Below are 23839 nucleotides of genomic sequence, written 5' to 3' on the forward strand. Positions count from 1 at the left end.
TTTTATGTCTAATATTAAAAGTAAATTAATTAATGCAAAACCTGAGGCAAATGAACCAGTCGACAAAGTTTGGGGTGTAGGTTCTACATCAATGGGTGATGACCTTTCACCATTTGAAAGAGTTAACAGATACAAAAAATTCGTACTTGATACTGAATTTACAGTAGACTCTCAAAGAGCGTTACTGATGACAGAAGCATGCAAAATGAATGAGGGTAAACCGCAACAACTTATTATTGCTGAATCGTATGCACATATTCTAAAGAATGTTGATATTCACATCTACCCGGATGAATTAATAATTGGTGAGATAGCGGCACCTTTAAAAGCTTCACCAATCTATCCTGAATATAGCTATCGTTGGATTCCAGATGAAATCAATAACGCTCCCTGGGACCAAAGAGCGGATAATCAATATTATGCGACTAAAAAAGTTCAAGAGGACTTATTAAGTATTGCTGACTACTGGAATAACAATACCGTTGAAGAACTGACAATTTCAAGAATGTCTCCTGAAGAGTTGGGATTTTCTCACTTAGAAGGTAAATGTGGTTATTTACCAGGAATGTTCTTAAATGCTGGGGTTTGTCACACTGTTGCCAGATACGAAAGAGTTTTTGAACAAGGCTATGGCGGTATCAGAAAGACCGTTGTTGATGCTTATGAAGCACACAAGGCAACTGGTGTTGAAGACGAATATAAAGACAATTTCTATAAAAGTTTGCTGATCACAGTTGATGCTGCAATCGAATTTATGAACAGATATTCTAAATTAGCTAAAGATATGGCTGAAAAGGAATCTGATGAGAAGAGGAAAGCCGAGTTATTGAAAATTTCTGAAAACTGCGCTTGGGTTTCTACTAATCCTCCTAGAACTTTCTGGGAAGCATTACAATTATGGGTTTTTACAACTAACTTCACTTTGATCGAAGCAAACAGCTCCATGTCTTATGGCCGTTTTGACCAGTATATGTTTCCATTCTACCAAAAAGATTTGGAAAACGGCGTTTTAACAAAAGATGAAATGCAAGAACTTTTAGAAATGACTTTTGTTAAATGCTTGACCCCAACTAAACTCAGAGACGCGGGTACTACACTTGCTGCTGCCGGTAGAGGTATGGGTGGTGAAAGCTTAACGATTGGTGGTGTTGACATTTATGGCAAAGATGCTACAAATGAAATGTCATTCATGGTATTAAACGCTTATGCACATGTTAGAATAGTAACCCCTTGGATTGCAGTAAGACTTCATGCTAAAACACCAGAAGATTTCAAGATAAAATTAGCGAATGTTTTAAGAATTGGTACTGGTCAACCCAAAGTATTCAATGATGAAGTTGCGATTCCAGCATCACTTTTAGCAGGTAGAACCTTACAAGATTCTAGAGATTACAACGTTTTGGGTTGTGTTGAACCGGACGCTGCTGGTAGAGAATACGGTTGGCATGATGCAGCTTATGTAAGTTCAATCAAAATTTTGGAAATGGCACTTAACAATGGTAGATGTTTTGGATGCAGCGATGCATGTCCTCGATTTGGAAAATGTGCTGGCGTTGGTGAAACATTAAGTATTGATACCGGTAGCTTAAGAGATTTCAAATCAATGGATGAAATTATCACTTCTTTTGATAAACAGATGGAATACTGGACAGGTCATATTTTATCCATGCTTAACAAATTAGATAAAGCGCATCAAGAACTTAAACCACTTCCATTCTTGTCATTAGTTATGGATGGTTGTATTGAAAAAGGTTTAGACGTTTCTGCTGGGGGCGCAATTTATAACTTCACTGGTCCTCAGGGTGCTGGTGTTGGTAACATCGCTGATTCATTATCTGCTATCGAAAAACTTGTTTTTGAAGATAAAGAAGTTACTGGGGAAGAATTTGTCGATGCTTTAAACAAAAATTGGGAAGGCTATGACAAATTATATGCTAAAGTAAATAGTGATAAAGTTCCTCACTACGGTAATAATGATCAATACGCAGATAAATATGCTGAAATGGCGTTTAATACATATTGTTCACATGTTGAAGATAAACCAAACGGACATGGCGGAAAATTCTTGCCAGGTATGTATACTGTTTCTTCTAATGTACCACTTGGATTGTTTTTAGGCGCAACGCCTGATGGACGTAAAGCTGGTGAACCAATTGCTGACTGTTTAGGTGCTTGTCATAATATTTCTGGTAGTCATGACATTACCGGACCGACAAACATGTTACACTCATTAGCTAAACTGGATCATGTCAGGGCTACTAACGGAACTTTAATGAACTGGAAATTGACGCCTTCAAGCCTGGAAGGTGAAAATGGACGTAATAACTTAATTACTTTATTAGATGAAATTGTTGATACCAAAGTAATGCACGGTCAGTTTAATATTATAGGCAGAGAAGTATTATTAGATGCACAAGAAAATCCTGAAGAATATAAAGATTTACTAGTTCGTGTTGCTGGATATAGTGCTTACTTTACAGAATTAAACGTGCACTTACAAAACGACTTAATCGGTAGAACCGAATTAAGTTTATAAGATTCACATCAATATGAACTACAATGCATAAAGTATTGTAGTTCATGACAAAGGAAAGAGAGGGGCAGATTTTGGGGCAAAGTACTAATGAATTGAAATCCGGTACAATTTTTAATATCCAAACTTTTACAGTCCATGACGGACCAGGAATCCGAACCGAAGTATTCATGAAAGGCTGTCCATATCGTTGTAAATGGTGTAGCAATCCTGAGAGTTTTAAAGCTTCTCAGGAAATAGGGCTATATTCTACTAGATGTATCGGGATAAGTAAATGTGGAGATTGTCTCAAGGTTTGTCACGCAAAAGATGCTCTTGTGGTTGAAGGTGATTTTGTCGTTGAGATAGATAAAAATAATTGCGATGATTGCATGGAATGTGCAAAAGTATGTCCTTCAAATGCCTTACAATTCTGGGGCAAAAAAATGTCGGTTGAAGAAGTTATGGAGAAAATACGGCCAGATAAAAATATCTATAAAAAATCTGGCGGTGGTGTAACTTTTTCTGGTGGAGAAGCTTTGGTTCAATGGGAGTTTGTCTTAGAGACGTTAAAAGCTTGTAAAAATGAACGTATTCATACTTGTGTAGAAACTGCACTACACTGTAAACCAGAAGTTGTTGATGAAATAATACCATACACAGACTTATTTATTTCTGATATTAAGCATATGAATAGCGAAAAGCATAAAGAATATACTGGCATAGGCAATGAACTAACACTTTCGAATATTAAAAAAGTGATTGATGCTGATAAGCCGGTTATTATAAGAATCCCAGTCGTACCAAATCATAACGATGATATGGAAAATATGGAAAATACCGCAAAATTCATTGTTGATGAATTGGGCAATAAAGTCAAGCTTTTACAATTATTACGGTTTAGAAGATTAGGTGAAGAAAAATATAAATCTCTTAGTATGAAGTATCCAATGGAAGACGAAGTGGATTCTGTAAATATTGAAGAAGCAGAAGATAAGAATGTAAGAATTGTTGAAATGTTTAAGTCATATGGTGTAAACGCCGTATCTGGCAGTACATCTGATATGTCTTTTAACAAAATTCAAATATTTTAATAGATAAAAGGAGAAAATTATGGCTAGTTTTTTTACAAGTAAAGAAGAATTGAAAAATATTTTCAATGTACCGCATATTGACGAACAGGAAGGCGTTTATTTCGCTTATGCAACAGATCCAGAGGCTCTTAGAAAAGTAGTTCCACCACAACTTAATATTGCAGCTCCGGTAGTTATTGGTTATATCGTTAATATCGAAAAACCAAACTTTGGTGAGAGATATATGGAATTTGCATTAGGTGTCCCGGCGGTACATGGTGAAACTGTCGGTCTATACGCCTTCTCATTATTGTTAGAAGGTCCTGGTGCTTTTGACGGTACGACTTTAGGACGTGAATTTGACGGTATTCCTAAAAAATACGCCGATGAAATTTCATTCAAAAAAGAAGGAAATACTGTAGTCGGCAAAGTTGTTCGTAAAGGTGTTACTTTGATAGACCTTAAATTAGAGCTTGGTGCTTACGACGATCCTAGTGTAGGTGCATTCTTTGCTCCTGAAGGTGCCACTTATCCAAGTAACTCGTTCTTTATTACTTATAACACAATACAAACTGAAGCAGGCCACTGTGAATTCTCAGATGGCAAAATTAATAACTTAATAATGGAAACGAAGAATAATGAGTGGAAACCAGCTAGCTTAGAAATAAAAGTTTCATCTTCTAATGATGATCCATTTGCTGAACTACCAGTTTTAGCACCACTTGGCGGTGCTTACATGAAACATGATGAAGTGATTATGCAAGCTTTTAAAACGATTGAAGAAGTTGATGCACTGGAGATTGCTCAATATCAATTTGCCAGCCGTCACGATCAAAGTCATTTAATTAAGTAATTTTATAAATTAAAACCACAAAGCCTAACTGCACAAAACCTTAGTGTAATCACTAGGTTTTGTGCTTTAGTATTATATTATAAAATCTAAACTGATGGTTAAAATTTATAAAAGAGATTTGCTATGGAGGAAAAAATGGGCGAAAAAATTTTATTCACACCTATGAAAATTGGGGAGTGCGAAATTAAAAACAGAGTTGTCATGCCACCAATGCACATGGGATTAACGAATATGGATGGCACCTTAAGTGAAAAGTTTATTAAATATTACGAAGAACGGGCAAAAGGCGGAACAGGTTTAATCATCACAGAAATTACCAGGGTAAATGATGCTCATGGGGCAACGTCATTTATGCAGCCGGGTTTATCTCATGATTATCAAATACCATCATGGAAAAAGTTAGTAAGAAGAATTCACAAACATGGGGCTAAGGTTTTTGTGCAGCTGCACCACCCGGGTCGTCAAAATCATGGAATTATGGTCAATACGGTGCCACTTTCATTAGCGACCACCAAAGTATGGAAGTCATTTCCTGATACATTGTTTAAAATCGCACCGACGACCGGCCGGAAATTAGATGCAAAACAGCTGGTCTGTTCATCTGTTTCTGCGTCTAAATGCGAGGAAAGCGACCACGCCCACAGTAAAGTCCGTCCTTTGTCAAAGCGGGAAGTCAAAAAACTCATTCAGGAGTTTATCGATGCAGCAGTGCGGGCCAAAAAAGCGGGGCTGGATGGGATAGAACTTCACGCCGCGCATGGCTATCTAATCCAGCAGTTTTTAAGTCCGAACACCAACAAAAGAACCGATGAGTATGGTGGTTCATTTGAAAACAGAATGAGATTTTTAAAAGAGATCATTGAGGGGATCCGTAAAGCCTGCGGCAATGACTACCCGCTGATTGTCCGTCTGTCGGTCGATGAATTTTATGAAAAGATCGGTCAGGCGGGTAAAGGTTACACCCTGGAAACCGGTGTAAAATACGCTAAAGCTTTAGAAAAAATGGAGATTGATGCCATCGATGTTTCATCTGCTGCTTATGATACCTACAACTACTGGTTGGAACCAACTAGTTTTGATTGCGGTTGGAGAGCTTATCTTGCTGAAGCAGTTAAAAAAGAAGTTTCTATACCTGTTATTGCTGCCAACCTAATTAGAAGTGAAGAACAGGCTGAACAACAACTTCAAGATGGTGTTCAGGATTTTATCGCTCTGGGTAGACCTCACATTGCCGATGCTCACTGGGTTGAGAAAGTGGAAAGTGGACGTGGTGATGAAGTCAAACGATGTATAAACTGCTTAAACTGTATGGAAACCATGTATAATGGAGCCTTTGCAGGCACCAGCGGCTATTGTGCCGTTAATCCCACCGTTGGTAAAGAAGCTGTTTACTACAACCTGCCAAAAGATGGCAAGGGAAGAAAGGTTGTGGTTATCGGTGCCGGTGTTGCTGGTTTGACAGCAGCTGAACTGCTTGCCAAACGCGGCTTTAAGGTTATTGTTTTAGAAAAAGAAGGAATTCCTGGCGGACAGATTAATCTGGCCAATAAGCCGCCTAAAAAAGAAAAAATCGGTTGGGCTGCCCTGGATATGGCGACAAATGCACAAAAAGCAGGAGCTCAAATAGAATACAATACCCTTGCCGACATCGAGAAAATCAAGTCTTACGAGCCCTATGCAGTTGTTTTGGCAACCGGTGCCGTAGCCGTAAAACCTGGCTTTGTCAAAGGGAATGATAAACCAAATGTTTACACGACCACTGAAATATTAAACGGCACAGTGGATTTGTCTAATCAGAAAGTAGCAGTAGTGGGCAGTGGAATGACTGGCCTTGAAACGGCTGAACTTTTAACTGAAAAGGGTGCAAAAATCACCATTATTGAAATGGCAGACAAAATTGCGCCAATCGCCTGGCATCAGTTAGTTGAGGATGTTGTTCCAAAACTTAAAAAACACAATACCAAGTTTATCACCTCAGCGAAATTGCTGGAAGTTACTGACTCTGGAGTAAAGATAGAACATATTGGATTTAACAAACTTGAAGACCTTAAATGTGATTCAGTTGTATTGTCTCTGGGTTCTAAATCTGTTAATGCTTTATTGGCTGACCTCAAAAGTAATTTCAGCAAAGTCTATGCTGTTGGTGACGCTGAAAGAGTTGGCAATATTGCCAGGGCGACTTCATCTGCTTTTGATATTGCGGTAAACCAGGTTGGTTAATTTAAGTAAATCAAAACGTCAGTAAAGAGTTTAAATAAAAATGAGTCAAAACTCAAAGCCTGGTTGAAAAACAAGCTTCCAAACGAATGCTTTTAATGTACTGACAAAGCCTCAATTCTGATATGATACCTGAAAAGAAATTTAATCTGAAATCTTATAAGGATTCCTGGGAAGAGGGATCCTCTCGATAGGATAAATAATTGATAAACTTAGAGACCGCAAGCGAGGCAGACTTACGGCTACGCAGAGCTAAGCCGATATTACGGTAAGCCGGAACCTCCAGTTCTTTTGTCACGATTTTATATGGAATCCGCTTTAAAATCAGCTCTGGCAGAATGCTGATACCCAGCCCACTTTCAACCATGCTCATGACGGCATAATCATCCCAGGTTGTGAAGTGGGTTTTTGGTGCCAAACCACAGCGGTCGAATATTTCCGATACATCTGCTTTGGCCCCTTTTTCCAGCAATAGAAAAGGATATTCACAAAGGGCTGCGATTGGGACCTTAGGATAGTCAGCCAGGGGATGACCTTCAGGTAAAACAGCCAGAAGGCGATCCTGATCCAGAAACATAGTTTCCAGATCGGGGTGAGCCGGTAAACGCAGAAAACCGCAGTCAACCCGGCCTTCTAGAAGCCAGGCTTCAATTTCAGAGTAGTCTCCCAGCAGCAATTCGTAGTCAATGTTGGGATATTCCTTTTGAAAGTGTTGGATGATGTTGGGTAACCAGTGGGTTGCAACACTGGAAAAGGTACCAATCCGAATCAGTCCGGATTGAAGTCCATGGAGATCGTCAACCTGAATTTGCAAATTTTGATATTCGTCACATACCGTTTTAACATAGGGTAGAAGTTTTGTTCCATCAGAAGTTAAGCGGACACCCGCTCGACTCCGCTCTAGAAGTGTTACTCGCCATTCTTTCTCCAGGTCATTGATCATCCTACTAATCCCTGACTGTGAATAATTCAGATGATCAGCAGCCTTGGTAAAACTTCCAAATTCCACTGTTTTGATAAAAGCCAGATACTTTAAAATGTTCATATCCATAATATTTCACCTTTTCATTCGGAATTGTAATTTAATAGATGCCAAATATTCGTTTTTAGAATTTATAATTTTATGATACGATAAAATAAATTAATTTTCAAGAAGAGGTTTAAAGTGAGTTTGTATCAAAACAGAATTGTCGTTAAAGTCGGGACATCAACCTTGACCAATGAGACCGGGATGTCTGACCTGCGGTCTTTTGATCGACTGGCCAATGTTCTTGCTGATATACATAATATGGGATATGAAGTGATTCTTGTTTCATCGGGCGCCATTGCTATGGGAGTCAGTAAATTACAGATGAAAACACATCCTACCAGTATGCGGCTTAAACAGGCTGCTGCTGCGGTCGGCCAGTGTAGAATTACATTTTTATATGACAAATTTTTTAGAGACTATGATAAGACCATTGCCCAAATCTTATTAAATGCTGAAGATATGGAACATGAAGAAAAGAAGGAAAATTTGATTAATACTTTTAATGCGTTATTGGAAATGGGGGTTATTCCAGTCGTTAATGAAAATGACTCAGTTTCTTATACTGAAATTGAATCTGTGGAACGGTTGTTTGGAGATAATGATATGCTTTCGGCGGTTGTAGCTGTATTGTGCAGAGCAAGTAAGCTGGTGATATTTTCCGATATTGATGGGCTTTATGACAGAGATCCCAGACTCTATGCTGATGCCAGACAGATTGAACGCATTGACAATATTGATGATTCAGTTCATCAGTTGGCTGGCAGTGCCGGTTCAAGACGCGGACGGGGTGGAATGAAAACAAAACTTCAGGCAGCGACTTTGGCGACCGGTCAGGGAATTGATACGATCATTACGAATGGTAAGAATCCGGCGGCATTGTATGATATTGCAAAAGGAAATCATGTCGGGACCTTATTCTCAGGAAAACCCTTTGTACGGAATTTTTAAATGGGGTAGTCATGTAAAAAAAGTCTATTCAAAAAATAAAGTTTAAAGCACCAATCAATTCTGATTTGAACAGAATTGACTGGTGCTTTTATTTTATTTCAAAATAAGGTAAAAATTCAAAATTAATCTGACTGATTATATTTCTGCTTTCAGCAATAATTTCAGAAATTCGTTTTTCGTCAATCCGCATGAAACGAAAGATCATTTCGACAATATAGTCCAGACACTCATTCATGGTACAATCGATATTCCCATTGATATAATCTGTGATTACAGCCTGGGAGGCGCCGCTGGCTCCTCTGGCCAAAAGGCTAATCTCATCGATATCACGATTGATATTAAGCCGATATTGGCGGTCGTGGATGGCATAAAATTGCTTGTAGTGACTAATATAGGAATCTTCATAATTGCCATTGGAGGTTTCGATAATATACCTGGCAGCTTTTGGATCGCGAAAAAAAAGTTCTGTTGAGAGCCTGATTTCCACAGCTGAACTGAGTTGCAAGTCATATTGATGACTGGAAAAATATTGCTGATATAATTTAAAAGCGATAGCATTCTTATTATTGACTGAGTATTGTTCAGTAACTTCTTTAGCCAATAACGATTTAGACTTGAAATGATAAGATATGAGTGACTTGGTGATATCCAGGCGGTCAGATAATTCCTGAAAAGAAGTTTTGTCATAACCCTGCTCATAAAAAAGTCGGGTTGCTGTTGTCAGGATGTTTTCCCGTTGTGTGGCCATAGTTTTTGATTAATCCTCCGTGTCTTTTCTTAATTATAACAGAACTTAAGAAAAACTAAAATGAAATTAAAGCAAAAAATTGAGTCAAACGATTAAAAATTCGGGTGACGAATTAAAATAATCGGAAAAATTTATATATTGCCAAGCACAACCGATAGTGCTAAACTGTTGTCGCATTGATTTTGTTCAGGGTTTAAAAATCAGATGCAAATTATTTTATATCAGATGAGGTATAACATGAAAGAGGCAGGTTTAATTGAACGGTTGAAGTACAAATTTGACAATCTGATGTCAAAGGGAACAGGTGTTTTACTATTGTCATTGGCTTGTGCGACGGCAGTAATGATTTTGGTTGTTTCACTAATTGTCTGGATGACCAGATCCGGTCCAACCAACAGTTTTACGGAACTTTTGTGGATGGGACTGATGCGCGCCATAGATTCAGGTACGGTAAGTGGAGATACCGGCAGTATCGGTTATATATTTTTAATGTTTGTAACCACACTGGGAGGAATTTTCATATTAAGTATTCTGATTGGGATTTTAACAACTGGGATTGAAGCCAAGTTAGATTCCCTGCGTAAAGGCCGGTCTCGGGTGATTGAAGAGAATCAGACGATAATACTTGGGTGGTCGGAACAGATCTTTACAATTATTGAAGAACTGATTGAAGCAAATAGTAACCAAAAACACGCATGTATTGTAATTATGGGTAATCATGATAAAACAGAGATGGATGATGCCATTCGAGAACGTGTGGCTGATACTAAAACAACAAGAATTGTAACCAGACAGGGAAATCCAATCGATATTGATGATCTGGAAATTGTCAGTCTCAATACATCGAAGTCAGTGATTATTATTTCGGAAGATGATACCCAGGTGATTAAGACAATGCTGGCAATTACCAATAATCCGAAGAAAAGAGTGGAACCCTACCATATTGTAGCAGTTTTAAAAGACCCGGATCATGTACAGATTGCGACATTAGCTGGCAGCAATCAGGTAGAAATAATTTTAAGTGACAATCTGATTGCCCGAATTATTGCTCAGACTTGTCGTCAACCTGGCCTTTCAACGGTGTATACGGAGCTTCTGGATTTTGATGGTGACGAAATTTATTTTAGCGATTGTCCTGAGACAGTTGGAAAAAATTTTGGAGAAACGCTGGGACTTTTCGAAAAGTCGACTGTAATTGGAATTCAGTCACAGGGTAAGACTTATCTTAATCCGCCAATGGATACAAAAATAAAGTCCGGTGATATGATTATTGCCATTTCGGAAGATGATGATACCATTGTTGCAACAAATGGTCGCAGTGAAGCAGTATTGGAAAGTAAATTAATTACCGACCAGGCCACTTTTAAAAGCAAACCGGAAAAAACCCTGATTTTGGGTTGGAACGATAATTCCAGTCAGATTATAGCAGAACTGGATAATTATGTTCCTCAAGATTCGGTTCTAACTGTAGTTGCTGAAAACGTCAATATGGAGGACTTTCAAAAGATTTCAGGGGTGGTGGTTAATCAGAAGATCAGTCTGATTATTGGTGATCCCCGGGATCGTAAAACTCTTGATAAACAAATGCTAAATAATTATGATCATGTCATTATTCTCTCCAGCCATCAGGAATTAAGTGTTCAGGAATCTGATGCCAATACTTTGTTTATTTTGTTGCAGTTGCGCGATATAGCCGAAAAAACCGGGGCTCGTTTTTCAGTAGTCAGTGAAATGCTGGACTTCAGAAATAAGAAACTGGCTGAGGTGACCAAAGTTAATGATTTTATCGTCAGTGAGAAACTGATTAGCCTGATGCTGACTCAGATTGCCGAGAATAAGATGCTCAATACAGTTTTCGAATATTTATTTGATGCGGACGGTTCGGAACTGTACATAAAAAGGGCCAGTGATTATATTGTTTCTGATGAGGCAGTAGACTTTTATCATTATGTGGAGTCTGGCAGGCGGCGGAATGAAGTGGTCATCGGCTATGTTATTGAAGCCGATCAGAAGGATGCGGATAAAAATTATGGCATCCATCTTAATCCGGCCAAGTCAATTTTAATCAGCCTTGGCGAAAAAGATAGTCTAATTGTCATTTCCGAAGACTGACATCGCCAATGGCGGTTTTTCGCCGTGAATGGAGATTGCGAGCCAAACCTTGGACTGCTATAATACGTCATGAAAAGTTATTCAGAAAGAGGTTAAAAATGAAAAAATCAAAAATTTTAAGTGCATTATTAATTGTTAGTTTATCAGTATTCTTATTAGCTGGTTGTAGCGGATCGTCTGATGACACATCATCGGATTCGTCATCATCAACTGCCTCAGAAGCGACAGTTTATACACAGGACTTCACTCTTGTTAATGCAACAGGGATCGAAATTTACGCAGTTTATGTATCGCCAACTGGAGAAGACAGCTGGGGCGATGATATTCTGGATGCAGAAACTCTTCCAGATGGTAGTTATGTCGATATTTCTTTTGATTCAGATGTAGAAGAACAGTACTGGGATGTGATGGTAGCTGATTCAGAAGGCACAACCGTAACCTGGACTGAAATTGATTTGTTCTCAGTATCAGAGGTAACCTTAGAACTTGATGCAGATGGTAATCCGGTAGCTTCTTTTAGCTAGAGGTCAGCAATGGGATTATTTGATAAGCTTAAGCAGACCGGAACGGATATGATCAAAGGGTATGATAAGGTTAAGCTCAATAAAAAGCTTTCCTATGAAGACTTGTTTGACGTGATGAAAGAGGGAACTTATCCTTGTGGAGAGCCTTTTCTTACCGGAAAGGGAATCATGCACTGCATTCAGTTTCCGCCGGTTGATAAATATTTGATTCAGGTGGCCCTTACCGGAACGACGGTTACAATCTCCAAGATTTACAATGGGGCAGCCGGAATTTTAAAGGAAACCGTAGGTGATATGGTAACTGATGGCTGGTATGTGGCGCTTAACGGTGAAAACATTGATTTAAATCAGATGACCCGGATTGTCGGGGAGGAAGTGAGTCGTCTCTGTGAGGCACAAGGTTTATTGAAATAAAAAAACCCCGTCCGGTTTAGGGCGGGGTTCTTTTAGCAGAATAGACTGCGAATTTTTTAAATTTTAGGAGCTACTATGAAAAGAAAGTTATTACCATTAATCCTGCTTTTTTGGATTATCATTCCGGTCTGTTCTGTAATAGCCGCCAACTCGGATGAAAATCTGATTGTTTTATCTCGTGGTCATATAGAAAATGTTGGCGACTATCCAACGGATGGATCATGGATAGAAAGTCCGGAACGGATTGGCACCGTGGGTGAAAGCAAACGGATTGAAGGATTTGAATTGAAACTGGGAGCAGGTCTGCCAACGGATATGGAGATTCGGTATAATGTCCATGTTCAAAACAAAGGCTGGCTTTACGACGAAGAGGATACCAATAATTGGCCGAAAAATGGTGAATATGCCGGGACAAGGGGAGAAAGTCTACGGATCGAAGCCATAAAAATTGTACTGACTGACTTAGAAGGCAATACTTATTCTGGCTATCATATAAATTATCAGGGTCATGTACAGAATATTGGTGAACAGCCGCAAAATTCCAGTGAATGGTTTGCTGATGGTGAGCAGTTAGGGACTGTAGGCAGTAGTCAGCGCTTGGAAGCATTAACTTTACGGATTGTCAAAGACGATGTTGATTCAGATGATATAAGCATTTATAATTCGCTGTTGTCACAGATTGATGGTTTAAATGCAGAGGATTATACAGAAACATCCTGGAATAATTTGCAGACAGCAATTTCAGACAACAAAGTAAGTGATAAAAACACCCAGGAAGAAATTACTGCAGCAGTTACTGCAATAAAGGATAAAGTTACCTTACTTGAAAATTTAGTGACTTCAAAAGTTTATGATACTGTCGGTACTTATGGCCCTGAATTTGAGCGCCAAACAATCGATTCAGATGTAATTATTACAACCAGCGGAGTAGTTCTGCAGAATCTAGACATCTCTGGTAACCTGATTATAGATAAAGGCGTTGGCGATGGGGATGTTACACTTAATAATGTGACGGTTACCGGTGACCTGCGCGTTAGAGGCGGTGGTGAAAACTCGATTCATATCAACGGTGGACAGTATGGGAGTATTCGGGTCGAGTCGACGCCCACTGGGGCGGTACGTATCGTTGCTACGGATTTATCGGGGGCTGAGATAGTGCTTTCTGAAGATGCCAGTGGTGAGGAACTGATTTTAGAAGGTGCTTTTGACTCTGTCAGTATTCAGGCGCCATCGGTGACAGTGACAACCCGCGGCAACACCAATATAGCGACCATGGAACTGGGAGAAGCGGCAGACAGTGCAATTGTTAATCTGGGTTCGAATACGACTGTTACTAACCTCACAGTTGGTGGTGAAGGTACACATATTAATGGTAGCGGAACCGTTGAAAATGCGGAAATTGATTCTAATTCTGCAGTTTTTGAAAATGCGCCGGAAAACTATACGGTAGATACTGGAGTTGAGATTCAACCGGTTATTCCAACTCCTAATACTGGTGGTGGTACTGGTGGCAGCGGAGGGGGCGATGGTGTCTCCAAGATCAGCCTGTCGGTAACGACAGCCCCGATAGTGATCCCCTTAAAAACTTATGATGGAACAGGCGCGACCAATGTGACGGCAGCGGCTGTAGATGTAGCTAATGTCAGTGGCATCGTATCCGGTGATGATGTGACGGTCCTGGCCACGGCTACTTATGATAATAAAAATGCTGGCGATAATAAAACCATTAACATGACGTATGCTTTATCGGGAGCAGATGCTTCTAAGTATAAGGTACCGGCTTCGGCTACGATAACAACGCTAGGGACCATTGACAAAAAGCAACTAAATACACCATCTTCGTCAACGGCCACAAAAGAATACGATGGTACAGCGGCGCTAGTTTCAACTATTACAGATGAGCTGGGACAGGTTTTTGGGGATGATTTGGTGATTACACAAGCGGCAACCTATTCTGACAGCGTAGTGGGTACCGGAAAAACGGTGGATTTTTCTTATAATTTAAGTGGAACAGATGCCGGTAATTATTTGGCGCCAGCGGCTCAGTCTGATAAAAGTACTGGTACGATTACATCTAAAAAATTAAGCATCAATTGGAATAATAATTTTAAGGCAACATATGGGTCGGTTCAGTCGACTAAAACTTATGATGGTAACAATAAAGCCTTTTATGTGGGATTACCTTCATCGCCTGCAGGTGTAATTAGTAATTCTTCAACTTCAACAGAATTTAATACCGGGATAGAAAATATTACAGTTAATGCCAGCGCTGCTTATGATAATGTAAATGCCGGAGACAGAACGATTACTGTTACATATACATTAGCGGGCGATGTTGCTAAGAACTACGAGATTGAGAATACATCTGAGGAATTCGATGGTTCCATAGTTAAATATCAGTTGACGGTAAGCGAAGCAAATACTCCATTACCATATAGTAAAACCTATGATGGATTGGAGACAGCTTATTTTTCAACGGCTTCTGCAGATGCGATTTCTGTAACACCGGATAATGTTGTAGCCAGTGATACAGTGACTTTAATGGCGAATGCTGAATTTTCTGATAAGAATGTTGGGGTAGATAAAAGTATTACCATTACCTATCATTTTGATAATAGTATTTCAATTCCTGTTCAAAATAATTATAGCTTGCCGGTAAATGACACTACACAAACTGCGAATATTAGTCCAATAAAATTATCAACAACCAGCGCTTATATAGAAGAGGATTTAAAATCTAAGGAATATGATGGGACAAGCGAAGGAGTCGTTGATATTGTGAAAGGTATAAATTGTAGCGATAGTGATACAAAGGCTTTTATTAATGATTTAAATACTAATAAGACACTGGTGTTTTCAACAAGCTCTACTTATTATACGGATGCGAGCTGTACAAATGAAACAAGTGGGCCAGGAAGCAACCTTTACCTAAAGTATATTGTGACACTCAGTGGGGCCTCGGGCGGAAATTATGTTTTTTCTGATAATAGTTCAAGCTATTCTGCTAGCGTTAATGACGGAAGCATCACCGCAAAGACATTGTCAGTAGATACGTCGTTTATCGAGACCTCTAAAACCTATGATGGCACAGCAACAGTTTATACAAATAAAACAATAACTCGAGAAGACTCAGCTTCAGCAATTACTGATTATCAAGTTGATAATAGCTATATAAACGGCTTGGCCATCGGCGAAACGGTTGATCTGAAAGTAACGGCGTCTTATGCAGATGAGAATGCGGCAGATCCGAAAACCATCAATTTGGATTACACCCTTAGCGGAGACAATGCAGGCCATTATACACTGGCTGATGCTTCCATTGATAATGGGAAAATCAACCCGATCCAGTTGGAATATAACACGACGCCTTTTACAACTAACTATGGCTTAAAAACTTATGATGGGACGACGATTGTTCGCTACAATGGTAAGTATTACAAGGATTATGACAAAAACAGCTCAGGCACTGAATTGAAGGATTGCGTATTCGGAATTCTGGATGCGGATAAAGATTTTATTACGGTTTTGACATCCGCCACCTTCGCAGACAAAAATGCAGGTCAAAATAAGCCGATAACATTTTCATATTCACTTTCTGCCGGTACTAGCGGAAATCGGACCGGCAATTATTTGGCACCGGTCACCAACAACAACTCAGGAGTAACTGCAGAAATTCAGAAGAGAATCTTAAATTACCAAAACATTGAAGGGGTAGAAACCATCAAAAAGGTTGATGGCTCCAGCAGTGCCGCAGTTAATGGTGTTACCTTTGATCCGACATTTGATGCCACAAACTATAGGGGTCTGATTTCGGGGGATAGCGTTTCACTTTCCTGCACCGCTGATTACGGAGCTGTAGACTATAGTCAGGAGAACTATGGCGCGGTCACGAAAATAGCAACTGAAGGCCAGCACCAAATTATCTTAAGTCCTGTTCTTACCGGAGCAGATTCGGCCAATTACCGCATGGATCCTTTGGCATCACTGAATGGTACTATCATGCCAAACAACGGCTTGATTACTGCCAGCTACAGCTCTGGCAGTTGGTCTCCATGGGGCAATATTTTTGCCTACTATGCCTCGCTGACCCCGCCCAATAATGACAGCGGCTTTAAAATTTTTATGTATTACAATAGTACCGGTACTTTTTACGGTATTAGTTCGGACGGTATTGTTTACAGTGTGAGTCTTGCATATAATGCAACGGAGATAACAGGATTTGCCACATATAGTTCGACTACTTATAATGGACAAGCCTTGCCACTAAATGTAGCTGTCGATAACATGACTTTACAGGTATATGGTGTTGATTCAGATGGCTTTGTTTTAGCTATCGGTTTTGATGGGACAAATTATAAATGTTATTATTGGGACGGTGTAGCCTGGATGGCAGATACTTATGTAAGTCCTACTGGAGAGTTCGGTCTATCTTGTTATGGTGCGCCGGTCAACCCTACTTACGGCATGGTTGATTCGAATCCTTACATTGTCTATCAGGACAATGGGGGTATTATCTATAGAACCTCATTAAAGGATGTGAGTGGAGTTGATCAACAAATATGTGAGGCACCAACTCCACCCTCTGATTTTAGCAGGCAGCTGATCTACTACAATGGCACTACTGCCGCTTTATTCGCTTATTAAGCTAGCATCTGACTTAAAATAAGCAATAGATTGTAAGGTTAAATGAATAATTCCAAAACATCCGCTGCATTAGAATGCCAGCGGGTGTTTTTTAGTAGTTTGTGTCAGTCGAGATTTTTTGAAAGCGATTCCTTATTTCGTGCGAGCAAGGAAAATCGCTTGAAGGGAGAAAAGAACAAATGGTTAAAATAAGTTCACCTGAATAAGAAGTAAAGTAATGTGAAAAAACGGACGTATCATAAGCGTTTATCAAATAATTTCAAACACAAAAATCAATAAAGTTAGCCTTAATTAAATAGATTGCCATCCCATAAAACTTATGCTATGATGACCCTGACAAGTTTTGACTTTGGAGGGGCATCATGGTTGTGATTGGTGTGTGTGAAGATCAGCCAGAAGAGCGGAAGAAGCTCAGGGAGCTGATTGAAGAAAATGGAAAAGTCCATCATATTGAGACAGAAGTGTTAGAATATCCGTCTGGTAACGATTTTTGGGACCGCTATGTACCGGGAAAGCTGGATATTTTGTTTTTGGATATTTATCTGGAGGATACGACCGGCATTGATATTGCCAAAAAACTTAGGGAGAAGGGGGAAACCTGTGCCCTTATTTTTTTAACATCAAGCCCAGATTATGCCATCGAAGGCTTTGAACTAAGCGCGCGACATTATTTGATTAAACCGGTTACCGGGCAGAAAATTGATGAAGCTTTAAGCCGATGTAAAAATAAGGTAAAACGTCGTTATCTTGAAATCGAAAGTGACCGGCTCAAACACCGGATTTATCTTGATCAAATCCGATATATTGAAGTGTTTGATAAGGTTTCAATTATCCATACGATAAGCCAGGATATAAAAACATACCTTGCTTTATCGAAGCTGGAGAAAGAGCTGGGCGGCCAGCCGTTTTTGCGCTGTCATCGTTGTGCGATTATCAACATGGATTACGTTTCCGATTATACGGCTACTGATTTTATCATGGATGACCAGACACTGGTAGCGATCCATAAGAAAGGCAGTGCTGAAACCAGGCAGCAATACCTGGATTATATATTCTCCAAGATACGAGGACAAGGCAATGAGTAGTGATCAGCTCAACCTTATCTTAGGCATCAGTCTTTCAATTATCCCCTATTTTGTACTGGCCTTTATTCCGGTTTGGGATCAGCTGCGATATTCTAAACGGATTGCTGTTTTAAGCGGATTTGCCTGTATTATAGCTAATGTTCTTTCGGTGAGCCTGATTATTGCATTATTTCCGGATTGGGATAAACTGCGGATCGGCCATAGTTTATTTTTCCTCTTGCTTTATATTGCAGTCTTTCTCTTTAATGTTAGAGCTGATGCTGCAAAATTAATTTTTATTGCCTTACTGGTCAAAAGCTATGCTGATTTTGTAGTTACAATGGCAAAGTATCTTGAAATCAATTTTATGGTTTTATGGCTAGAGCAAAGTTTTGTAAAAGCGTCTTATTCTTTTTATTTTAATCTTTTTCAGGTTGTTATGCTGGGTCTTACATATCCGGTGATCTGGATTTTCTTTCGGAAAAAGATCACAGAAGTGGTGCAGACCAGTAATAAAGCCTGGAATTACATTTGGGTGGTGCCACTGGTCTACTACGTCATTTCATTGTCTTTTTCGGGTCTCAATACTGAGCTGATTCAAACCTGGCAGTTTCTGGTTTTTGATCTGGCAGCGTTTTTTGGCTTTTATCTGATTTATTATATTGTTATCGAAATGCTTAAACAATCTGAAAAGAACGCAATTCTTTCTGAGAATAATCGGATGATGAACCAGCAATTAGTGTTGCAGAAAAATTATTATCAGATGTTCGGCGAAAGTATCGATAATATCAGAAAAAGTGAACATGATATGCGTCATCATCTCAATGAAGTCAAGGCGTTGGTACAGAAGGACAAACATGATAAGGCCGAAGCATATATCGAAAAAATTGTTGATACCCAGCCCAGCCTGAAAGATGTAATGTTTTGCAAAAATGATACGGTAAACGCATTAGTGGGCTATTATGTGGAGCTTTGCCAGCGGGAGGGCATTGAACTGGAACTGGCTTTGTCGGTACCGGAAAGTTTAAGTATTGACGATGTTGATCTTTGCGTGATCTTTGGGAATCTTTTGGAAAATGCTGTGGAAGCCAGCCGAAAAGTTTCGACAGGTAAGAAACGCATTTTTATGGCTTCGCAGATTCAGAAAAACAAGCTGTTAATAACTGCCGATAATAGCTATGAGGAGGAATTGAAATTAAAGAACGGGATTTATCTTTCCTCCAAACGAAAGAATGCCCATGGAATTGGCCTGGCTTCTATTTCGGAAGTCGCTAAAAAGCATAAGGGTCAGGCGCTATTTAAAGCTGAGAATCAAAAATTTCAGGCTTCTATTCTTTTACGAATAGAGGAGATTGGTCAGGAAGAATAAAAAATGTTGCACGTGAAACATCAAAAAAGTTCGAAAAATTCGAACTTTTTTTGATGTAAAGAAAATTTTACAGGCAAACCTGGTGGAAGTCTCCTGTCATTGAGCAAAAATCGGCTTTTGCATCTTCTAAGGCAATGATTTCAAAGACGCCATCACCGACAGAATACATATTCTTTAACATTGGCATAATTTCTAGGGCTTTCGCTTGACTTTCTTCAGTGGTTGCAGGAACTGCTTTGCCATATAGACGTACCCATTTTGGGCCTTTGCAGCCGCAGATTTCGATAGCCGGATTGGCTTTTAGTTGGGCAAAGACTGGCTTCTGATTATTGGTGCAGATGCAAAGCTTGCCATCATATTCCATGACAAAACCAAAAGGTCGTACCTTTGGCTGATCACCATCTACCGTGCTCACAAAAAAAGTTCCGCAATCGTTTAAGAATTCAATTATTTCGTTCATTTTTACCTCCTGATAGACATTGATTTATGATTGTTTATCTAGTATGATTATATCAGTAATTGGAAGATTAACAATAGGAAGAATTAGTTGACTAGGACAGACTTTAATTGTTCATAGAGAAGCTTATGAACAAATACCTCCTCTGGTCATTGTCAGTCTGGGATTGGAAGAGAAGTCATCCCGATTCCATTAGAGTTGGGAGCGTGGAGTATTGAATTATAAGATTATGGGGACTAGGCGTGCGTTAGCAGAGAATAGAAAAAGCCGATCATTTTGTTATGGTAAAATTTCTTATAGCATAGGGATTCGTGATAGTATTAAGCTTAAATTGATAAAATAATTGCAAAAGCAACAGGATTATCACTATTACGATAGTGGTTTTCTAAATCTAATAATATTGCTCAAGGAAAGGAATAGAATGGCATTTAAGTTCAAAACACAAGGGGTTTGTCCCAGTGAAATCAACTTCGCAATTGAAGGAGAAACGATTAAAGACCTTAACTTTATTGGCGGATGTAGTGGGAATTTATCAGCCTTGTCAAAAATGATTAATGGAAAGCAGATAGATGAGATTATTCCAATGTTTAAAGGACATACCTGTGGTGCCCGTAATAATTCTTGCATGAATCAGCTGGTTGTAGCACTTGAAGCTGCTAGAGAGACAATGTAGTGGATGGACAGAAAAGGTCAAATATTAAACCGGGGATTCTGGTGGATATTGTTTTAAAGCAGGATCAGCGGTCGGGTAAACTGACCCAGGGGAGAGTTAAACGGCTGCTTACCAATAGTGCCACTCATCCCCACGGGATTAAGGTAATGCTTGAGGATGGACAGGTTGGCCGGGTAAAAAAAATTTATACTGAGGACGAAAAAGCTTAAATTAGTAATGGAAAGGCGGAGGAAAATGGAAACCAGTTATAAGAGTGTGACCATTGAAAAAACCAAAAAAATTGCCCTGATTGCTCATGATGGCAAAAAGCCGGAGCTGCTTTCCTGGGTAAAAAAGAACAAGGAGATTCTCCAAGGACATTTTCTTTGCGGGACAGGAACCACCGGACGACTAATTCAGGAAGCAACGGGCTTGCCGGTAGAAATTTTTCAGAGCGGCCCATTGGGTGGTGACCAGCAGATTGGCGCCAATATTGTGGATGGGAAAGTTCATATGATGATTTTTTTATGGGATCCTTTAGAAGCTCAGCCCCATGATCCGGATATTAAAGCGCTCCTTAGAATTGCCTCAGTTTATGATATTCCTGTAGCCAATAATCTAGCGACTGCTGATTTTATCTTAAACTCCAAGTATATGAATACGGAATATGTTCACTGGGTTCTGGATTTTGAAAGACAGGCCCAAAAGCGAGCAGAAACTTATGAAAAATAAGCGTTAAAAAAGCGGTCAGATTGGATTATTAATATCCATTCTGACCGCTTTTTCTATTCAACTGGGAAAATAGTGCTATTAAAATCAGCGAGAAAGTCATCAAAGTCATCGGGGCCAAGAAAAAGCGTCTGCTCAGCTGTTTTAACCATCAGAGCCTGATCACCGTTTAAGAGAATTCCTGCTTCTGTGCCATCTTCCATCTGAAACATCCCTTCCAGATAGTCGCGGCTTGAGGTTCCAACTATTTTATCAGCTATCGTAGTGGCGGGATCAGAATTAAGAGTTATGACAACGGCTGACTGGACATCTTGAGAAGACACGGTTAGGTTTGTAAATCCGCTTGATAGCCGTACTTCCAGCTGATTATCAGTAATGGTGATCGTGGATAAAAGCGGAAGAACGATGAAAAGAGCAAGGACTCCAATCATGACCACTGAACCGACCACCAGTTCTTTAATAGATTTGCTTTTTAGCTCCGGAAAAGATTTTAAGGTATAAACAGATTTTCCCATAAGCAGCAGTCCTAAAGCCAGAATGGCAAAAAAAAGGGGATTGATGGAATGGATAAGTGAAACAGAATAATTCATATGTTTATCAGGCAAAAAAGCCTGGTCCTTTCTTTATAGTGCTCATTGATCTTGTTGATAAGCTTGTATTTCCAATGCAAGTTCAGTTGGTTCTCTTTTTTTCAGGTTGTGAACCTGGAGACTAAAGTAATAGTAATTAAAATACTCCAGAATCGAGAAGCCATAGAGAATGATACCAAAAACATTAATTGCTGACCATAAGGCCGGGCGGTAAAACATGAGCATGAGGAGCAGGTATAAGGGGTAAATTGCCAGGACAACTAAATTAATGCGTTTCAAAAAAGAAAAAGTAGGGATGATCCAGTGATAGTCGCCGCCGGGAGTTATTACCTGCTGATGGCGGTAATACCAGTATCCAGCACTTTGCAGGATGATAAACAAGAGGATGCCACCAGGTAAAAAGAGGCGCAAATCAAGTCCCATGCCGCGGGAGTGACTGGTCATATAGAGTAAGCTCCCAACAACCAGAGCGGTAACCAGTTCGCTCATATACAGGCGGTGATAGTCTTTTTGTTTTGTATTCATAATTTGCCTTCTTCATATAAAAGTAATTTATATTCTATCACAAAAAATAAAAAAACCACAGAACTTTCTGTGGTTATAATCAGGATAAATACTTCTTTTGGCCAGCAATGTCACTTTTTCGTTTTTGTTTCCAGTCCAATAATTGAAAGACTTGAGCGAACCGTAATGTTCCAGGCAAGCAGTGAAAAGACCGAAAAAACAGTAATAATGATGCCCAGGCTGAGAACCGTGTCAGCCCATGGAAGGGAAGCCAGAGACATTCCCAGACTTCCAAGAACAGTAAAAAGCGTCCCAATTAGAGAAGCGGCTGAACCAGTGTCGCCTTTTTGCTGACTAAGAAGCAGGTTGGTACTAAATGGCCTGACAATTGTTCCGGATAGAGACATCAATAAAAATGAAATCCAGAATAAATATGGCGATGTCCGTCCAATTGTCATAACGGCAAGACCGCTAATAGTGGCCATTGATAAGGTCAGGGTTGCAAACCACTTTTTATCCATATTACTTAAAAATTTGACATAAATAAAAGGTCCGGTTAAAGATAACAGGGCGTTAGCGGCGAAAAACACGCTGTAGGTTTGGGCACTTAATCCGTAATAGTCAACATAGATATATGAAGAAACGGCGATATACCCCATAAATGGGAGTGTACTGATGGAGAAAATCAGACCCGGAAGGATAAAGCTTTTATTTTTGGCAACCACAAAGAGCCTTCCGACAGCGCCCAAAAGTGAGCCGGTATAGCGATTTTCGTCCTGCAGGGTTTCTTTAAACAGAATCGAAAAAATCAGGTTTATCAGGCTGATTAAGGCCAGTAACCAGAAAGAACCCCGCCAGTCTGCAAAATGAAGCAGCAGACCGCCGACAATAGGAGCAAGCATTGGGGCCAGGCCAGCAATGGCTTGACAGACTGCTAGAATTGATTCCCGTCTTTTTCCGGAAAATGAGTCTTTAATGATTGCCATGGCAACCGAGGTAATCCCCCCTGCGCCGATTCCCTGAAGGATGCGGGAGCCAATCAGAAAGTATACGCTAAAAGACAAAGCACAGGCGATACTGCTGATTGCATAAATTACACTGCCGATTAATAAAATTTTCCGGCGGCCGTATTTGTCACTGAGCGGACCCCAGAAAAGAATTCCTATCGCGTAGAATAGAAAGAAACTGCTGAGGGTCAGATTGGTGACCGCTGAGCCACTGTTAAAATAGGCACTCATGCTGGGCAGGGCTGGTAAATACATATCTGTTGATAAGGGAATAAAGGCGTTCATCAAAGCCAAAAAGATGATTAAGCCCTTATGTTTAAGATAAGGTTGGCTAATTTCTGTGTGGCTTTCAGTGGGTTGGGTGTTCATTCATACCTCCGAATTTTTTAGCG

Annotated in this window: 20 protein-coding genes; 14 read left to right on the forward strand and 6 right to left on the reverse strand. The window is 39.7% G+C overall.

What is annotated here, in order from left to right:
• Positions 1–4: 4 nt before the first annotated feature.
• The 4 genes from Q5O24_00420 (at position 5) to Q5O24_00435 (ending at position 6658) form a co-directional block, all read left to right on the forward strand.
• Entirely contained in the window at positions 5–2536 is a 2532-nt protein-coding gene (locus tag Q5O24_00420; GenBank protein WKY47824.1) for a pyruvate formate lyase family protein, read from the forward strand.
• A gap of 44 nt (positions 2537–2580) precedes the next feature.
• Positions 2581–3606 carry a glycyl-radical enzyme activating protein gene (locus Q5O24_00425; GenBank protein ID WKY47825.1) on the forward strand — a complete coding sequence of 342 codons (1026 nt, stop codon included), beginning with the start codon at positions 2581–2583 and terminating at the stop codon, positions 3604–3606.
• Between the two features lie 19 nt (positions 3607–3625).
• A complete protein-coding gene (locus tag Q5O24_00430) occupies positions 3626–4438 on the forward strand; it encodes an acetoacetate decarboxylase family protein (protein WKY47826.1) in 813 nt (270 codons plus the stop codon).
• 135 nt (positions 4439–4573) lie between these two features.
• Positions 4574–6658: an NAD(P)/FAD-dependent oxidoreductase gene (locus tag Q5O24_00435; GenBank protein ID WKY47827.1), complete on the forward strand. Its 2085-nt coding sequence runs from the start codon at positions 4574–4576 to the stop codon at positions 6656–6658.
• A 154-nt stretch (positions 6659–6812) separates the two neighbouring features.
• Here Q5O24_00435 and Q5O24_00440 read toward each other — a convergent pair whose 3' ends face one another.
• Positions 6813–7706 carry a LysR family transcriptional regulator gene (locus Q5O24_00440; protein ID WKY47828.1) on the reverse strand — a complete coding sequence of 298 codons (894 nt, stop codon included), beginning with the start codon at positions 7704–7706 and terminating at the stop codon, positions 6813–6815.
• A 114-nt stretch (positions 7707–7820) separates the two neighbouring features.
• Here Q5O24_00440 and proB point away from each other — a divergent pair, with 114 nt between their 5' ends.
• Positions 7821–8633 (forward strand): glutamate 5-kinase, encoded by an 813-nt coding sequence (gene proB / locus Q5O24_00445; GenBank protein WKY47829.1) that lies wholly within the window; start codon positions 7821–7823, stop codon positions 8631–8633.
• Positions 8634–8721: 88 nt separating this feature from the next.
• On the opposite strand, the gene Q5O24_00450 is transcribed toward proB, so the two are convergent.
• The gene (locus Q5O24_00450) at positions 8722–9381 is read right to left on the reverse strand and encodes a helix-turn-helix domain-containing protein (GenBank protein WKY47830.1); all 660 of its coding nucleotides are present in this window, start codon (positions 9379–9381) and stop codon (positions 8722–8724) included.
• Positions 9382–9618: 237 nt separating this feature from the next.
• On the opposite strand from Q5O24_00450, the gene Q5O24_00455 reads away from it, so the two are divergent.
• The 6 genes from Q5O24_00455 to Q5O24_00480 all read left to right on the forward strand — a co-directional run bounded on the left by Q5O24_00455 (position 9619) and on the right by Q5O24_00480 (position 19508).
• Positions 9619–11493 (forward strand): hypothetical protein, encoded by a 1875-nt coding sequence (locus Q5O24_00455; protein ID WKY47831.1) that lies wholly within the window; start codon positions 9619–9621, stop codon positions 11491–11493.
• Positions 11494–11591: 98 nt separating this feature from the next.
• Positions 11592–12017 (forward strand): hypothetical protein, encoded by a 426-nt coding sequence (locus Q5O24_00460; protein WKY47832.1) that lies wholly within the window; start codon positions 11592–11594, stop codon positions 12015–12017.
• Positions 12018–12026: 9 nt separating this feature from the next.
• Entirely contained in the window at positions 12027–12431 is a 405-nt protein-coding gene (locus Q5O24_00465; GenBank protein WKY47833.1) for a hypothetical protein, read from the forward strand.
• Between the two features lie 75 nt (positions 12432–12506).
• A complete protein-coding gene (locus Q5O24_00470; GenBank protein ID WKY47834.1) occupies positions 12507–17075 on the forward strand; it encodes a YDG domain-containing protein in 4569 nt (1522 codons plus the stop codon).
• A gap of 362 nt (positions 17076–17437) precedes the next feature.
• Entirely contained in the window at positions 17438–18160 is a 723-nt protein-coding gene (locus Q5O24_00475; GenBank protein WKY47835.1) for a LytTR family DNA-binding domain-containing protein, read from the forward strand.
• Positions 18153–19508, forward strand: coding sequence for a GHKL domain-containing protein (locus tag Q5O24_00480; protein WKY47836.1), 1356 nt, complete (start codon positions 18153–18155; stop codon positions 19506–19508). Before Q5O24_00475 ends, Q5O24_00480 begins: the two co-directional genes overlap by 8 nt.
• Positions 19509–19575: 67 nt before the next feature.
• On the opposite strand, the gene Q5O24_00485 is transcribed toward Q5O24_00480, so the two are convergent.
• A complete protein-coding gene (locus Q5O24_00485) occupies positions 19576–19968 on the reverse strand; it encodes a pyridoxamine 5'-phosphate oxidase family protein (GenBank protein ID WKY47837.1) in 393 nt (130 codons plus the stop codon).
• A gap of 418 nt (positions 19969–20386) precedes the next feature.
• Between Q5O24_00485 and Q5O24_00490 the strand changes: the two genes are divergently transcribed.
• Genes Q5O24_00490 through Q5O24_00500 form a run of 3 tightly spaced genes read left to right on the forward strand, consistent with a single transcriptional unit; the run spans position 20387 to position 21349 of the window.
• Complete coding sequence (locus Q5O24_00490; GenBank protein WKY47838.1) at positions 20387–20638, forward strand: TIGR03905 family TSCPD domain-containing protein; 252 nt, start codon at positions 20387–20389, stop codon at positions 20636–20638.
• Positions 20638–20847: a YwbE family protein gene (locus Q5O24_00495; GenBank protein ID WKY47839.1), complete on the forward strand. Its 210-nt coding sequence runs from the start codon at positions 20638–20640 to the stop codon at positions 20845–20847. The genes Q5O24_00490 and Q5O24_00495 overlap by 1 nt, the downstream gene beginning before the upstream one ends.
• 25 nt (positions 20848–20872) lie before the next feature.
• Positions 20873–21349 carry a methylglyoxal synthase gene (locus Q5O24_00500; GenBank protein ID WKY47840.1) on the forward strand — a complete coding sequence of 159 codons (477 nt, stop codon included), beginning with the start codon at positions 20873–20875 and terminating at the stop codon, positions 21347–21349.
• Between the two features lie 53 nt (positions 21350–21402).
• Here the strand turns inward: Q5O24_00500 and Q5O24_00505 are convergent, their stop codons facing one another.
• The 3 genes from Q5O24_00505 to Q5O24_00515 form a co-directional block, all read right to left on the reverse strand.
• Positions 21403–21936 (reverse strand): PH domain-containing protein, encoded by a 534-nt coding sequence (locus Q5O24_00505; GenBank protein ID WKY47841.1) that lies wholly within the window; start codon positions 21934–21936, stop codon positions 21403–21405.
• A gap of 42 nt (positions 21937–21978) precedes the next feature.
• Positions 21979–22461 (reverse strand): hypothetical protein, encoded by a 483-nt coding sequence (locus Q5O24_00510; protein ID WKY47842.1) that lies wholly within the window; start codon positions 22459–22461, stop codon positions 21979–21981.
• A gap of 110 nt (positions 22462–22571) precedes the next feature.
• Positions 22572–23816 (reverse strand): multidrug effflux MFS transporter, encoded by a 1245-nt coding sequence (locus Q5O24_00515; protein WKY47843.1) that lies wholly within the window; start codon positions 23814–23816, stop codon positions 22572–22574.
• Positions 23817–23839: the final 23 nt, after the last annotated feature.

The organism is Eubacteriaceae bacterium ES3, assembly GCA_030586155.1.
Taxonomy (GTDB): domain Bacteria; phylum Bacillota; class Clostridia; order Eubacteriales; family Eubacteriaceae; genus Acetobacterium.

Excerpts from the sequence above, each read along its gene's own strand:
- Q5O24_00435 (WKY47827.1), top strand. The coding sequence starts at position 4,574 with ATGGGCGAAAAAATTTTATTCACACCTATGAAAATTGGGGAGTGCGAA.
- Q5O24_00440 (WKY47828.1), bottom strand. The coding sequence starts at position 7,706 with ATGGATATGAACATTTTAAAGTATCTGGCTTTTATCAAAACAGTGGAA.
- Q5O24_00475 (WKY47835.1), top strand. The coding sequence starts at position 17,438 with ATGGTTGTGATTGGTGTGTGTGAAGATCAGCCAGAAGAGCGGAAGAAG.
- Q5O24_00460 (WKY47832.1), top strand. The coding sequence starts at position 11,592 with ATGAAAAAATCAAAAATTTTAAGTGCATTATTAATTGTTAGTTTATCA.
- Q5O24_00430 (WKY47826.1), top strand. The coding sequence starts at position 3,626 with ATGGCTAGTTTTTTTACAAGTAAAGAAGAATTGAAAAATATTTTCAAT.
- Q5O24_00510 (WKY47842.1), bottom strand. The coding sequence starts at position 22,461 with ATGAATACAAAACAAAAAGACTATCACCGCCTGTATATGAGCGAACTG.
- Q5O24_00490 (WKY47838.1), top strand. The coding sequence starts at position 20,387 with ATGGCATTTAAGTTCAAAACACAAGGGGTTTGTCCCAGTGAAATCAAC.
- Q5O24_00465 (WKY47833.1), top strand. The coding sequence starts at position 12,027 with ATGGGATTATTTGATAAGCTTAAGCAGACCGGAACGGATATGATCAAA.
- Q5O24_00425 (WKY47825.1), top strand. The coding sequence starts at position 2,581 with ATGACAAAGGAAAGAGAGGGGCAGATTTTGGGGCAAAGTACTAATGAA.
- Q5O24_00450 (WKY47830.1), bottom strand. The coding sequence starts at position 9,381 with ATGGCCACACAACGGGAAAACATCCTGACAACAGCAACCCGACTTTTT.
- Q5O24_00505 (WKY47841.1), bottom strand. The coding sequence starts at position 21,936 with ATGAATTATTCTGTTTCACTTATCCATTCCATCAATCCCCTTTTTTTT.
- Q5O24_00485 (WKY47837.1), bottom strand. The coding sequence starts at position 19,968 with ATGAACGAAATAATTGAATTCTTAAACGATTGCGGAACTTTTTTTGTG.
- Q5O24_00455 (WKY47831.1), top strand. The coding sequence starts at position 9,619 with ATGAAAGAGGCAGGTTTAATTGAACGGTTGAAGTACAAATTTGACAAT.
- Q5O24_00420 (WKY47824.1), top strand. The coding sequence starts at position 5 with ATGTCTAATATTAAAAGTAAATTAATTAATGCAAAACCTGAGGCAAAT.
- Q5O24_00515 (WKY47843.1), bottom strand. The coding sequence starts at position 23,816 with ATGAACACCCAACCCACTGAAAGCCACACAGAAATTAGCCAACCTTAT.
- Q5O24_00500 (WKY47840.1), top strand. The coding sequence starts at position 20,873 with ATGGAAACCAGTTATAAGAGTGTGACCATTGAAAAAACCAAAAAAATT.
- Q5O24_00470 (WKY47834.1), top strand. The coding sequence starts at position 12,507 with ATGAAAAGAAAGTTATTACCATTAATCCTGCTTTTTTGGATTATCATT.
- Q5O24_00480 (WKY47836.1), top strand. The coding sequence starts at position 18,153 with ATGAGTAGTGATCAGCTCAACCTTATCTTAGGCATCAGTCTTTCAATT.